The 13598-nt window shown below is 70.0% G+C and carries 10 protein-coding genes; 9 read left to right on the top strand and 1 reads right to left on the bottom strand.

Features of this window, described 5'->3' with window-relative positions; translation table 11 throughout:
* The first annotated feature begins 69 nt into the window (after nt 1-69).
* The gene (locus IMZ11_RS00685) at nt 70-1131 is read left to right on the top strand and encodes an ATP-binding protein (protein ID WP_228636757.1); all 1062 of its coding nucleotides are present in this window, start codon (nt 70-72) and stop codon (nt 1129-1131) included.
* A 1-nt stretch (nt 1132) separates the two neighbouring features.
* The gene (locus IMZ11_RS00680) at nt 1133-2947 is read left to right on the top strand and encodes a hypothetical protein (protein WP_228636756.1); all 1815 of its coding nucleotides are present in this window, start codon (nt 1133-1135) and stop codon (nt 2945-2947) included.
* Between the two features lie 20 nt (nt 2948-2967).
* Here IMZ11_RS00680 and IMZ11_RS00675 read toward each other — a convergent pair whose 3' ends face one another.
* Nucleotides 2968-6384, bottom strand: a complete 3417-nt coding sequence (locus IMZ11_RS00675; RefSeq protein WP_228636755.1) for a serine/threonine-protein kinase — start codon at nt 6382-6384, stop codon at nt 2968-2970.
* A 384-nt stretch (nt 6385-6768) separates the two neighbouring features.
* On the opposite strand from IMZ11_RS00675, the gene IMZ11_RS00670 reads away from it, so the two are divergent.
* The 7 genes from IMZ11_RS00670 (at nt 6769) to IMZ11_RS00640 (ending at nt 13475) form a co-directional block, all read left to right on the top strand.
* Nucleotides 6769-7092 carry a hypothetical protein gene (locus IMZ11_RS00670; protein ID WP_228636754.1) on the top strand — a complete coding sequence of 108 codons (324 nt, stop codon included), beginning with the start codon at nt 6769-6771 and terminating at the stop codon, nt 7090-7092.
* A 314-nt stretch (nt 7093-7406) separates the two neighbouring features.
* Complete coding sequence (locus tag IMZ11_RS00665) at nt 7407-8234, top strand: lysoplasmalogenase (RefSeq protein WP_228636753.1); 828 nt, start codon at nt 7407-7409, stop codon at nt 8232-8234.
* Between the two features lie 168 nt (nt 8235-8402).
* Nucleotides 8403-9692 (top strand): MFS transporter, encoded by a 1290-nt coding sequence (locus IMZ11_RS00660; RefSeq protein WP_228636752.1) that lies wholly within the window; start codon nt 8403-8405, stop codon nt 9690-9692.
* Nucleotides 9693-9781: 89 nt separating this feature from the next.
* Entirely contained in the window at nt 9782-9952 is a 171-nt protein-coding gene (locus IMZ11_RS00655; protein WP_228636751.1) for a hypothetical protein, read from the top strand.
* Nucleotides 9953-10084: 132 nt separating this feature from the next.
* The gene (locus IMZ11_RS00650; RefSeq protein WP_228636750.1) at nt 10085-11188 is read left to right on the top strand and encodes a ThiF family adenylyltransferase; all 1104 of its coding nucleotides are present in this window, start codon (nt 10085-10087) and stop codon (nt 11186-11188) included.
* The gene (locus IMZ11_RS00645; protein ID WP_228636749.1) at nt 11176-12402 is read left to right on the top strand and encodes a hypothetical protein; all 1227 of its coding nucleotides are present in this window, start codon (nt 11176-11178) and stop codon (nt 12400-12402) included. The genes IMZ11_RS00650 and IMZ11_RS00645 overlap by 13 nt, the downstream gene beginning before the upstream one ends.
* A 191-nt stretch (nt 12403-12593) precedes the next feature.
* Nucleotides 12594-13475 (top strand): hypothetical protein, encoded by an 882-nt coding sequence (locus tag IMZ11_RS00640; protein WP_228636748.1) that lies wholly within the window; start codon nt 12594-12596, stop codon nt 13473-13475.
* Nucleotides 13476-13598: the final 123 nt, after the last annotated feature.

Here is a 13598-nt window from a genome sequence, read left to right as displayed (position 1 = left end):
CCCGATAATCTGCGCGATGTCCCGATAAATCGGGTGCTTTCCGGTAGAGGGTGCGGAAACCTGGGTGCCATGCAGGCCACCCTCACCGTGACCCCGGCGCAGCTTCCCGACGTGTTGCTGCACGTCGCCGTCGTACGGCCGGTGTTCCTGTGGGGAGCGCCGGGCATCGGGAAGAGCTCCCTGGTCCAGGCGTTCGCCGCGTCGCTCGGGCTGCACTGCGTCACCCTGCTCGGCACCCAGCTCGCGCCGGAGGACCTCATCGGCGTGCCGCAGATCGTGGGCGACCGGAGCAGGTTCGCGCCGCCGGAGACCATCGCCAGGGACGAGCCGTACTGCCTGTTCCTCGACGAGCTCAACGCCTCCGCCCCCGAGGTGCAGAAGGCGTTCTACTCGCTGATCCTCGACCGGCGGATCGGCGCGTACGAGCTGCCCGAGGGCTCGGTCGTCATCGGAGCGGGCAACCGCGCGACCGACAACGCCCTCGCGAGGCCCATGGCGTCCGCCCTGGTCAACCGGATGATCCACGTCCATCTGCGCGCCTCGGCCACCGACTGGCTGAAATGGGCGGCGGAGCACGGCATCCACCCGTGGATCGTCGACTACCTCGTCCAGCGGCCCGACCACCTGTGGAGCCCGCCGCCGAAGACCGAGGAGCCGTTCTCCACACCGCGCGGCTGGCACATGCTGTCCGACGCCGTCCACTCGTACGGCGAGGCACTCGACGAGGACACCCTGGGCGTCCTCGCGTACGGCGCCCTCTCCGCGCCGCACGCCTCGGGGTTTCGCGCGTACGTCAAGACCGTGCGGCACGCCTACGACCTGGAGGCTGTCATCAAGGGAGACGCGGCCTGGCCGCGGCGGCCCGAGGACCGCGACCTGCTCTACTTCCTGGCCGAGACGTTCCGCGCGCGACTCGTCAGGGGGCTGCCGGACTCGAAGGACCACGCCTCGCCGTCCGGGAGGCAGCTCGCCTTCCGGGCCAAGACCCTGCTCGTCGAGCTCGCCGAGATCTCGCTCGAATGCGCCCAGCTCGTCATCGCGACGGGAGACGACGGCGCTCCGGTGCTGCCCTCGTGGTTCCTCGTCGAGGTCAGCCGCGACCTGCCCCGCCTCGCCGCCGCCCGGAGCTGACATGCCGCCGCGAAAGCAGAAGCCGGATCCGTGGCGCGAGGCCGTGTACAAGGGCTGGGAGCTGGTGTGGGCGCATCCGCTGTTCCGGCCGCTACGCGGATACCTCTACCAGGCCCCGGACGGCGAGCTGCCCAAGGACGCGTGGGCGTACGTCACGGCGAGCGGCAGCGTGTACCACCACCCGAAGCGGCGCGCGGACGCCGGCGAATGGGCCTGGGTGTTCGCGCACTGCCTGCTGCACGCCGGGTTCGGCCACCTCGATCCGCGTACGGCGGCGGCCGAGGACGTGGGGCCGGACGAGGCCACGCGGTGGCAGGAGTCGAGACGGGCACCCGGGACCGCCTACCGGGCCGCGTGCTGCGTGGCCGTCGACCGGTTCCTGCACACTCTGAAGATCGGCCGCCCGCCGGAGCCGCTGCCGCATCCCTTGCCCGAGGAGGACGAGCGGGTGCTGGCCGCCCGGTGGCGGGCCGGTGAGGTGCCGGTCGAATTCCAGACCACGAAATTTCCGGACTTCTTCGTCGGGACGGAGGAGACCGCCGCGCGCCTGGACTTCCCGCGGTCGTTCGCTATCGGGGTGTCGGCCGCCGCGGCCCGGGCCATCGAGGTCGCGGGCCGTGCCCGTGGCTCGCTCACCGACGCCGTCAAGAAGCCGTGGGACGTGGCGCTGGGCTGGTTCGTGTCGTCGTACCCGCTGCTGGGCGCCCTCGCGACCGGCATGAAGATCGTCGCGGACGCCGACCTCGCGCGCGCCTGGGACATCTCCGTGGCCGCGGTCAACGCCCAGGCCGCGGAGATCTACGTCAATCCTCTGGTCTCGATGTCGGCGGACGAGTGGCGGTTCGTGCTGGCGCACGAGATGCTGCACGCCGCGCTGCGCCACGGCGACCGCGCCGGATGGCGTGATCCGTACCTCTGGAACATCGCCTGCGACTACGTCGTCAACGGATGGCTGGTCGAGATGGAGGTCGGGACGATGCCGGAGGGGCTGCTCCACGACCCCTCGCTCAAGGGGCTGTCCGGCGAGGCCGTCTACGACCGGATCGCCACCGACCTGCGGCGGATGCGGAAGCTGGCGACCCTGCGCGGGCGCGGGCTCGGGGACGTGCTGGGCGAGCCGCCGCCGCGTCCCGGTGTTCCCGGACGTTACGTCGATCTCGACGACTACTACCGGAACGCGCTGACGACCGGCCTCGCCTACCACCGGGGCGGCGGGCGCGGCTCCATCCCGGCCGGTCTTGAACAGGAGATCCGCGCGCTTGACCAGCCCCCGCTCCCGTGGGACGCCGCTCTCGCGCGCTGGTTCGAGGAGCATGTGCCCGCCGTCGAACGGCGCCGTTCCTACGGCCGGGCGTCCCGGCGGCAGTCGGCCACGCCCGACATCCCGCGCCCCGGCTGGGTCCGTCCCGAGGAGCTCGTCCAGCAGGCCACCTTCGGCGTCGTGCTGGACACCTCGGGCTCGATGGACGTGAAGCTGCTCGGAAAGGCGCTGGGCGCCATCGCCTCGTACGCCGTCGCCCGGGACGTGCCGCGCGCTCGCGTGGTGTTCTGCGACGCCGCCGCGTACGACGCCGGATACCTGGCGGTCGAGGACATCGCCGCGAAGGTCCGCGTCCGGGGCCGTGGAGGCACGATCCTGCAACCCGGGATCAACCTGCTGGAACGGGCCGACGACTTTCCGCCGGCGGGCCCGATCCTCGTGATCACCGATGGCGAGTGCGACGTCGTGCGGGTCCGCAGGGAGCACGCCTTCCTGATCCCCGCCGGGGCCTTTCTCCCCTTCCGCCCGCGCGGCCCGGTCTTCCGGATGAGCTGAGTACGCAGGAAACCCCAGGGCTATCCGCAGACCTTCCGGTACGGCAGCGCGGGAATGTAGGTCTTCCACTCCTGCGGGGTCAGCGACCGTCCGGCCCGTGCGCAGACGGCCGTGGCGACAGCCTCCGCCGCGGCCGGGAAGTGTCTGACCGTCCCGTTCCTGTCCACGGTCAGGACGTCGGCCCCGTCGGGGGTGAAGGCGACGGACATCAGCTCGCCGGTCTCGGGGTCCCGTCCGCCGCCGGTGTCGGCGGACAGGCCGAAGTCGTCTCCTGTGAGCGGATCGAACAACCGCACGCGGCCCTCGCCCTCGCTGACCGCGATGAGGTCCTCGGTGGGTGAGTAGGCGTCGCCCCCGGCGAAGGCGCTTCGGGTGGGAGTGCCGATCATGCGCAGGGTGGCGGGGTCCCACAGAGTCATGCGTCCGCGCGTGTCGAACACGACGATGGCCCTGCCCGCGTGGGTGAAGTACACCCCGCTGCCTAGGCTGTCCTTGCCGCTGGCGCCGAAGGGCTCGCCGATCGCCTTTCCACTGGTGGCGTCGAGAAGTCGATGCTCGGGACCGACGACGGCCAGTCGACGGCCGTCGGGTGAGAACGCCAGGTCCACCACCATGCCCGTGGGCGCCTGCCACAGCCTGCGACGGGCCGACCAGTCCCAGAGTTCCACGGCGTGCCTGCGCGGGGAACGTCCGGCGAGGGGGGTGTCCAGGGTGAACGCGAGCCGGGTTCCGTCGGGACTGAAGCGTAAGGACCCGGCTTTCAGATCGCGCTCGACGGTGGTGAATTCGGCCGCGACCTTCCTGGTGGCCGTGTCCAGGACGGTGACCCGGCCCCGGGACAGGAGGGCCACCCACCGCCCGTCCCCACTGAATTCGGTGCTCTCGGCGGCGGGCAGGGAGCCGATCGGCTTTCCGCTCGGGGCCGCGTACAACGTCCTGGCGCCCGCCGTCTCCTCCACCACCAGGTGGCGCCCGTCCCGGCTGAACGCCGCGTTGTCCACCAGTCCCGGTTCAGCTTCGGTCATCAGGTCGGTGACGTCGACGGAGAAGACCTGATCTCCCATGCGATACCGGAACGTCGAGCCGTCGAAGGCGCCCACGGGCATGACGCCGAGGTCCCCATAACCCCGGACCGGAACCTCGCTGAGTAACACCGGGGCCTGTCTGAGCGAGGTGGCGTCGGGCAGCCGCCAGAACTCGATGCTCTCGCGTGCGACCGTCGCCAGCAGCCGCCCGTCCGCGTTGAACACCGGATCGCCCTTGTTCCAGGTCTCCGTCGTTTCGGCCCCGTCCTTCTCGCCGATCTCCGCCAACCGGCCGTCCTTGATGTTGGTCAGCTTCAGCGTCCCGTAGCCGTACCGCGCCAGCCATGCACCGTCAGGGCTCACGGTGCCCCTCCGGGCTGCCGGGTTCTCAGCGGCGATCACATTGAACTGGTCGCTCTCGCCGGGCCTGACGATCACCCGCCGGCCCTCGTGCTCCATGACGGCCGCGACCCAGCCGTCGATCAGATCGGCATCCCGGCGGAACGTCCAGGTTCTGATGGCTTTCCCTGTGCGGGTGTCCCACGCCCCCGCCCGCTTGGCGGTCGCCGCGATGAGCGTACGGCCCGAGGGGGACAGACCGACGCTCACCACCCGCCCACCGTCAAGCCCCAGCCCGGAGATCAGAGCGGTCCGCCTACCGGTGCGTACGTCCCACAGCCGTGCCTGGTCCTTGTCGATGCTGACCAGCGTGCGCCCGTCGCGGCCGAACGCCCGCAAGGTGTCACTCGTACCGGCCGGATCCCGGAACATCGCCCGCTCGCGTTGAGCGAGCGAGCCGGTCAGCGCCGCTCTGGACTGCGGTGTACCGCCCAGCCGCCAGGCGGCCACGCTGAGGAGCATGGCCAGGCGCGGGTCGGTGCGCCTGGTCGTGTCCGCCAGCGTGGCCAGCCGCACCGACTCCGACCTGTTCAGTTGAACCGACAACTCCTCGGCCCGGGCGTCGGCGACCCCGCCCTGATAGATGGCCAGGCCACCCGCGACCAGTGCGATGACGAGCAACCCCGCCAGGCTCAGCGAAACCAGCCTGGCGCGCTTGGCCCTGCGCCTGCTCAGCCGCGCAGAGGACTCCAGGAAGTCGCGCTCGGCCGGGGACAGGGTGATGTTCTTGCGGCCGGTGGCCGCCCACCGCAGGCCGTTCTCCAGGCTGCTGCCCTGGAACAGGTCCCCGTGCCTGCGCCCGGACGCCACCCACAGCTTCGCGGCGGTCACGATCTGGTGGTGTACGGCGAGGCCGTCGCGGTCGGCGTCGATCCAGCGGCGCAGGCGGGGCCAGGCATGCGGCAGGGCGGGGCGCGCCAGCCAGATCTGCTCGCCGTCCCTGCCCAGCAGGTAGCCGAACACCTTCACCATCCGCGTGATCGCCGCGACCTCGGACCGCGGCCTGTCTTCCGTCAGTTCGGCCAGATCCGCGTGCCGTAAGGAAAGCTCGCCGCGCTCGTTCACGGTGATCAGCCGCAGGAAGAACTCGGCCGCGAGCTCGCGTTCCGCCGGGCCGAGCAGCGCGTAGGACTCCTCCGCCAGTGTGCCGAGCGCGGGGTCGGCGTCGGGGACGGCCACGTCGGCCGCCGCACGGTTGCCCTGGGCCAGCAGTCGTCCAGTGTCGAGCCCGGCGCCGCCGCTGACCAGAGCGATGAGCAGTTGCCGCGCGGTGGGCCGCTCCTGTGGCTCCTTGCTGAGCGCCGCGGCCACCAGCGGACGCAATGTCTCCGGCAGCACCCCGAGGTCGGGACTGGCGGACAGCACCCGATGCATCACTCCGCCCAGGCTCTCGGCCTCGAAGGGATCGGTGCCCGTGGCCGCGTAGAGCATGATGCCGCCCCACGCGAACACGTCGGCGGGCGTGCCCGCCCGCTGCCCGGTGAACACCTCCGGCGCCATGTAGGTGGGGGTGCCGGTCACCAACCCCGTCGCGGTCAGCGACATCTCCGCGGTCCTGGCGATGCCGAAATCGATGACCCGGGGGCCGTCGGGACCCAGCAGCACGTTGTCCGGCTTGAGGTCCCGGTGGATCACGCCGGCCTCGTGGATCGCGGTCAGCGCCGTGGCCACCGCCGTGGCCAGCCGATGCAGGTCACCGCCGAGGAACCGGCGTCCCTCGCCGACCGCCGTGCGCAGGCTCGGTCCCGGCACGTACTCACTGACGATGTAGGGTCGCGGCCCTTCCAGGTCGGCGGCGATCACCCGCGCGGTGCAGAACGAGGCGACCCGCTCCGCGGCCGCGGCCTCCCTGGCCAGCTGCCCTGCCTGGCCACCGTGGAGGACCTTGATGGCCACCCGGACGCCGTCCTCGGCGTAGGCCTCGTAGACCACACCCTGGCCTCCCGCGCCCAGTCTTCCGGCCAACCAGTAACCGCCCAGATGCTGCGGATCCCCCGCTATCAGCACGCCCACGGAGGGTTGGATGCGGCGAACCGCCGGAAAGTTGTGATGGATTTACGGCGATATGCGATGTCCTCGGCGAGGAAGGTCACAGTCGGGTCACGTCGGTTCGTGATCCGGCGCATCACCCCGAGTGTCCTCCCGGACGATCCTCCCGATGTCTCACCCGGAGCTCTCCGAGTGGCTCCGGTCACGCCGGCAACCATCGTGGCCAGGGATGACTCCGTCTCCGAGTGCCGCGGTGTCCAATACACCGCCTCCGAGCGGGGCGTCTCCATCGCCTTCGACGGCGACGGGGAGTCACCCGGAGTACGGGCTCCCGGCGGTAGACCATCCCTCTGGATCTTTCTCATGCCGTGCGCTACGTTCTGGCCCGCCAACGGGATGAGGGGAAAAATGAAGACATTTGCCAAGATTGCCGTCACGTCGATCGCAGGCATGGCGCTCATGGGAGCCGTCCAGCTTCCGGCCGAGGCTGCCGTCAGGTACAGCAACCCCTGCCAGGGCGTCACCCACTGCAAGTGGGAGAAGACGGACGGAGAGCAGTTCACGGTGACCACTCCGAAGCGGAACTGGAAGAAGGTCCTCTACCGCTACCACCACCTGACCAAGGCCGGCCGGTCCACGTGCAACGGCACGCTGCCCCTGACCCTGACTGATGGAAAGAAGTACAGGTTCTACCAGATCAAGGGCATCAAGGACTCCAGCTACTGCAACTGACCACCACCGGTCTCACGACGTGGCTCGCCGCGCACGCGGCTTCGCCACGCGGCCACGCACACCGCCTCGCTGCGCGCGGCCGGCGGAGTGTGACGACCGCACGTCCAATGCCGACTGAACGTGGAGAGCGCTGCGTCGGCGCGAAAACGTATTAATGGCATTGGACGTGCGATCACGTCGCGTCCATGTCCGGATTCGTGGCCTTGTTGGCCTGTCTCCACCGTTCCGCCGGGTTCGGGGGTATGCCGGGGAGTAGGCCGCCGGGTCCTTCGGGAGTCTTACTAACGTGAGACCCGCTCACTAGGATCCCGGGCATGGACGAGTCACCGAATGTTGTTCAGCCGGATCGCGCGCCCGGTGCTCCCGCGAGGTTCGCCGGGCCGGTTCTGATCGCGTTCTGGGTGTGCTCGGTGGTCCATCTGGTCGCGGTGCTCACCGAGCCGGGCTTGCTCGACCCGGTGAGCAAGGCCCTGCTGATGCCCCTTCTCGCGCTCTGGGTGCTCGCCCGGCGCGGCCCGGGGATCATCGTGGCGGCCCTCCTGGCGTCGGCGGCCGGGGACATCGCCCTGGAGATCGACGGGATGTTCGTCCCCGGCATGGGGTTCTTCGCCGTCGCGCATGTCTGCTACATCACGTTCTTCGTACGGGAGAGGCCCGCCTTCCGGAAGGCGCCACGGGCCGGACATCTCGCCGAGGCCGGTTCTGGAGCCGAGGTCGGTTCTGGAGCCCAGGTCGCCGCTGAGGGCGAGGTCGGTTCCGCGGGCGAGACCGCGAGCGGGGCCGCAGGTCCGGGTTCTGCGCGCGGTCGGCGGCCCGGCGCGCCGTGGGCGGCGGTGGCCGTCTACGGAGTCGTGTGGCTGGTGCTGGTCACGCTGCTGTGGCCCCGGCTCGGCGCGTTGCAGATCCCGGTCGCCGCCTACTCCCTGGTGCTCACCACCACCGCGATCACCTCGTCCTGGTACGGCGTGCGTGCCGGGCTGGGCGGAGGGCTGTTCTTGCTGTCCGACACCCTTATCGCACTCGGAATCGCCGACCTCGATATTCCGTACATAGGTTTTCTCATCATGTCGACGTACATCGTCGGCCAGTATCTGCTGGCCTCCGCGATCGTGCGCCGGACACGCGTTACCACCGGCGTCTGAGAGCCCTTTCCGCGCGCCCGCACGCGCTTGCGCGCGCCCGTATGCGCCCGTGTGCGCCTTCGCGCGGCGAACCGGCACGGCTTTATTACGGACCTGCACAAGTCGCATGCCTCGGGGGTCCATTCATCTCCCTTGCGCGATTCAACCGGGAAGGGATGATTTCGTGGCATGCGCACTCGTTGGAGCAAGCTCATCCGGTCGGCCCGTCCCGCTGACGGTTCTCTGGTCCGAAACCGCGAGTTCCGCCTGCTGTGGCTCAGCTTCACGATGTCGGTGGCGGCCGACCAGATCTTCCCCGTCGCGGTGACCATCGCCGCTCTCAACGCGGGCGGTACCGCTTCGACGGTGGGCGCGATCTTCACCGGGCGGTGGATCGCGTTGATCCTGTTCGCGTTGCTCGGCGGGCTGTGGGCGGATCGGTTGCCGCGCCGGACCGTCATGATCGCCTCCTTGGCGTTCCAGTGCTGTGTGGTCGCGATCGGGGCGCGCGGCAGTGCTCCGGCGTGGCTCCTCGCCTTCCTGGTCTTCCTCGTCGGATCGGCGGAGGCGTTCCACCGGCCCGCGTACCAGGCCTGCCTGTCGTCGGTGCTCACGCCCGCCCAGCGCTCCGCGGGCGTGGCGCTCGGCGCGGTCTCCTGGCGGATCGGCGCCATCATCGGGCCGGGCTTCGGCGCGTACGTGGTGACGGTCTGGTCTCCCCGTGTCGGGTTCCTCGCCGTGCTGGCCGCCTACCTGCTCGCTCTCGTCCTCCTCCTTCCGCTGCGCGAACCCGCGGCCGCGCCGGCGCAGCGGACGTCGGCGGTCCGGGAGATCGCGGACGGTCTCTCCGAAGTCTGGCGACGGCCGTGGGTGACGGGGGTCATCGTCGCCGTCGCGCTCCAGCTGATGTTCACGGTCGCGCCGGCGCAGGTCCTGCTGCCCCTCATCTCCCGCGACACCTTCGGCGGTGACGCCGTGTACGGCACCGCTCTGGCCCTGCTCTCGGTCGGTGGCCTGGTGGGCGGAGTGATCAGCATGCGGTGGAAACCCGGACGGCCCGGTCTGACCGGCATCATCGGGCTCGCGTTGTACGGGGCCGTGCCGCTGGCGCTGAGCTGGCCGGTGTCCCCGGGGTTCCTGTACGCCTGCTACATCGTCGCCGGACTGGGACTGGAGATCTTCGCCGTGCAATGGGTGGTGAACCTCCAGCGGGAGATCCCGTCCGAGCGCCTCGCGCGGGTCACGTCCGTCGACTGGCTGGCCTCCTCGGTCATGATGCCCCTGGGGCTCGCGCTGACCGGGCCGGTCGGCGCCGTGTTCGGCCGGCCCGCACTGCTGGCGGTCTCCACGGTCGCCGGATTCGCCGTGCCGCTCGCCGCGCTCTTCTTCCGCGGAATGACGCGTTTCCAGAGCGGCGTCACTCCGATCACCGGAGGCCAGGCGCAGGAGGCGACGCCCACTTCGCTCAAAGCGCCGTGACGGAGATTGCGGCTCCCGGGATTCCCACCTTTCCCTCCCGTTACCGATGATCTAATCTGACAATCGCTACGGCCGTACATTTACAAGTCATGTCAATCGAGTGTGTCGACGAGAAGAGGAAACTCGTGAGCGAGCTCAGGGACCTCGACAAGAACAAGGCCGCGGAAAAGACCGCCGCTGACGGGACGGTCAAGATCGAGATTCGCCGGCTGGACCGGCTCGAGACCACCGAGCGTCTCAGCAACTCCAGCGGAAACTGACCCATACCCGCACGAGCGGAGCCAGGACCGGGCGGCTCTCCCGCGCCCGATCATGGCTCCGCGCGTTCCGCTTCGGATGTTCGGCTGCGTCGGAAGCGGTTTCCACGCCCCTGCCGGGAGGCCGGATTGCGGTTGCCGAGAATTAAGCCCGAGCACGCGGCGCACAGGTTGGAAGACGGCCGCATCCGCATCGGAGGCGACGTCTACGGGCTGGCCCACGAGATCAAAGATCCGCATGGCTGGGTGTGGACGGCCCTTGAGGCGATGAACGGCACCCGGACGTGCGCGGACGTCGCCGCGCTGGTGCGATCGGGATTCCCCGAACTGACCCGGCGTGACACCGTCGCGATCGTCTCCCAGCTCGTGGCCTCCGGTCACGTCGAAGACGCCGGAGCCACGGAAGCGCCCGAACTCAGCGAGCGCGAGCGCGACCGTTACAGTCGCGGCCACGCGTTCTTCCGCTGGGCGGACCTGACTCCACGGGAGCACGGCTGGGATGCCCAGCTCAGGTTGCGAAGAGCGCGGGTCCTGCTGATCGGCGTCGGAGGCGCCGGCGCTTCCGTCGCACTGGCCCTGGCGGCGTCCGGAGTGGGATTCCTGCATCTGGTCGACGACGACCGGGTCGAGCTCTCCAACCTCAACCGGCAACTGATCTTCACGGAACGCGACGTCGGCCGCGCCAAAGTCGACGTCGCCGTGGAGAGGTTGAGAAGGCTGAACTCCGATGTCGAGATCACCGGCGCGTACTCCCGCATCCGACGCGAGCGGGATCTGACGGATCTGCTGCCGGGATTCGATGTGCTCGCCCTGTGCGCCGACGAACCGAAGGGAGACGACGGCATCCGGGTGTGGACCAATCGGGCCTGCTTCGCCGCCGGCATCCCATGGGTGGGCGGCGGCTACAGCGGCCCCCTCGTCACGACGGGCGTCTTCGCGCCCGGCCGCGGCGCCTGCTACGAGTGCATGCAGCGGATCGAAGACCGCAAGCGCACGCCGTCCGGAGACCGGCCTCCCGGCGCCGCGTACCGTCCCGTCGACCTCGGCGGGCCGGGGGCGATCGCCACGTCGGCGGGGATGTGCGGGAACCTGGTCGCGCACGGGGTGCTCCGTCTCATCACCGGAGTGCCGCCGATCACGGCCGGTTTCATCCAGGGCACCAATCTGGTCGCCCCGCACCAGTCGATCTTCGCCGAGTTCCCGCACGGTGAAGCGGGGTGCGCCACGTGCACGCCGTGACCGGAGCGTCGACAGTACGGCTTCACCCGCTCCGCATGCGCCGCGACGGTGCGGAATGGATCGTCGGACGGGTCGAGACCGGAGAGTTCGTCTCCTTCCCGGACATCGGCAGAAGAACGATCGACCTGCTGGCCGGCGGCGGGCCGATCGACGAGGTGGCGGAACGCCTCAACGCCGAAACCGGGACGGCCGTCGATGTGGCCGACTTCGTGACGGCGCTGATGGGCGTGGGGTTCGTCGCGGAGATAGACGGCCGGCCGATGGACGACACCCGGCGGGAGAGGCCCTCTCTTCCCTGGCTGAAGCCCCGCCATGTTCGATGGACTCTGCGCCCGGCGGTCCGTGCCGGCCTCGTGACGATCTTTCTCTGCGGGTTGATCGCCCTCGCCGTCAGGCCGGGGATCATGCCCAATCCGAGCATCATGGCCTGGAGCGAGTTCGGCACCGTCTCCCTGGTCACCCAGATCGCCATCGCGTGGTCGCTCGTCATGCTGCACGAGCTCGCCCACCTGTGCACCGCCCGAGCAGCCGGAGTGCCCGGCCGGATGACTCTGGGATCCCGCCTGCAGTTCCTCGTGGTGCAGACCGACGTCTCTGGAGTCTGGGGTGAGGAGAAACGCGTCCGGATGACCGTCTATCTCGCCGGTATGACCCTGGACGCGGCCATCATGGGGGCCGGACTCGTCGGTCTCTCCATCGTCCCGCCGGAGGCGGGCGTCCACACCGCCCTCTCCATCGTCGTTCTGACGCAGATCGACGCGATGAGCTTCCAGCTCCTCGTCTTCATGCGTACCGACCTCTATTTCGTCGCCCAGGATCTCGCCCGATGCAGGAACCTGTACGGCGACGGTGCGGCGTACGGGCGGTATCTCGCCCGTCGCGTGATCGGCCGTGGAGGCGTGAATCCGCTCGCGGCCTTCTCATGCCGCGAGCGTTCCGCGGTGCGGTCGTACACGCTGCTGCTCGTGCTGGGCACCGTGGTGTGCCTGACCGTGGCCGTGACGATCGTGATCCCCGCCCTCGCGGCCATCGCGCTGCCCGCGATCGGCACGCTGGTGAACGGCGGGGACGGGCTCGCGGTCATCGACGCCGCGATCGTGGTCCTGGTGCTGGCAGGCGTCCAGGGACTCTGGGGCTGGGCGTGGTGGCGCAGACACGGGCCGAGGATCAAACGGTGGTTCACTCCGGCCGCAGCGGAGGGAACGGAAGGATGACGCCCCTCCCGAGTGTGGGTGGACGGATCCCGAAGTGGACGGGCACGACAGCGGCTGATGGCGCCCGTACCTGGCAGGCGAGGGGAACTCCGCTGTGGATAACCGGGGTTTTCCACAGAGGGGCGTTCGGTTGAGTGGAGCGTCCGGGGGCGCGCGCAAGCTGGGGTCTCCAGCGACCGACAGGAGGACCCATGAAGATCACCTATTCCGTGCCGGCCGAGACCACCTCGGTGTTCGTCGTCGCGGTCGACCGCCGACCGGTCGACCTGGACTCGGTCGTCCCGTGGCGGATGAGCGGGTCCCACAGGCGGGCCGCCGCGCAGGCGGTGGGCACGTCGCGGTTGGAGCTTCAGGTGTTCCGGGCCGCGCAGTCACCCTGGCGACGGATGGCCGTCGGGGACGAGGGCCGCGAGGCCGTGCGCAGGGCTCGCCATCATGTCGTGGTCACCAGCACCGCGCCGGTCACCGAGCAACCCGAGGCCGCGCAGGTCGCCAGGGCGGTGGCGCGCGGTGTGGCCGACGCCTGTCGTGGGGTGATCGTCGATCAGCTCACCGGGGCGATCGTCCCGCACTGCACGGGGTGCCAGGAGGAGCCTCAGGAGTTCCAGCTCGGAGACGACTGGCTCGGCTGGACCACCGAGGTCGGCGCCGACAGCTCCTGCCCGCCATGGGATCCCGCCGCGACCGACGCCTGCACCTGCCTCACGATCGCGACGCGTGGCCTCCGGAGGTTCGGCCTGCCGGAGGTGATGTTGGAGGGGGCCGCCTGCGCGCACAGCCTGTGCACCGTCTCCGTGCTCCGCACGGTCGCGCAACGCCTGCTCGCCGGGCATCTCGCGTGGACGGCCGGAAGCCCCGAGGCGAGTTGCCGCACGATCGGCGAGCATCTGTGGATCGGCGGCCCCGAGCTCGCGGTGGTCTCCGGTGCCCCTGATCTCGGTCGAGAGCCCTTCCGTGTCCGCATCGGCAGCCGCACGGCCGACACCACGTGTCTCAGCGTCAGTCCGCCGGCCGGCTTCGCCGGCACGCTCAACGACTGGCTCTGCCGCACCCCCGGACTGCTCGCCGCCTGAGAGATCGTTCCCCGCTCGCAGCGGATGGGCGGCCGCTTGGGCAGGCGGAGGATTCGCGCGCGGCGCAGGAGTCGGGATCGCGTAGCGGGCCGAGATAAGGAATGGAATGAAAGCCGGATTTCG

Source organism: Microtetraspora sp. AC03309 (assembly GCF_020826795.1).
Taxonomy (GTDB): domain Bacteria; phylum Actinomycetota; class Actinomycetes; order Streptosporangiales; family Streptosporangiaceae; genus Microtetraspora; species Microtetraspora glauca.
This window is presented reverse-complemented; position numbering and strand designations above follow the sequence as displayed.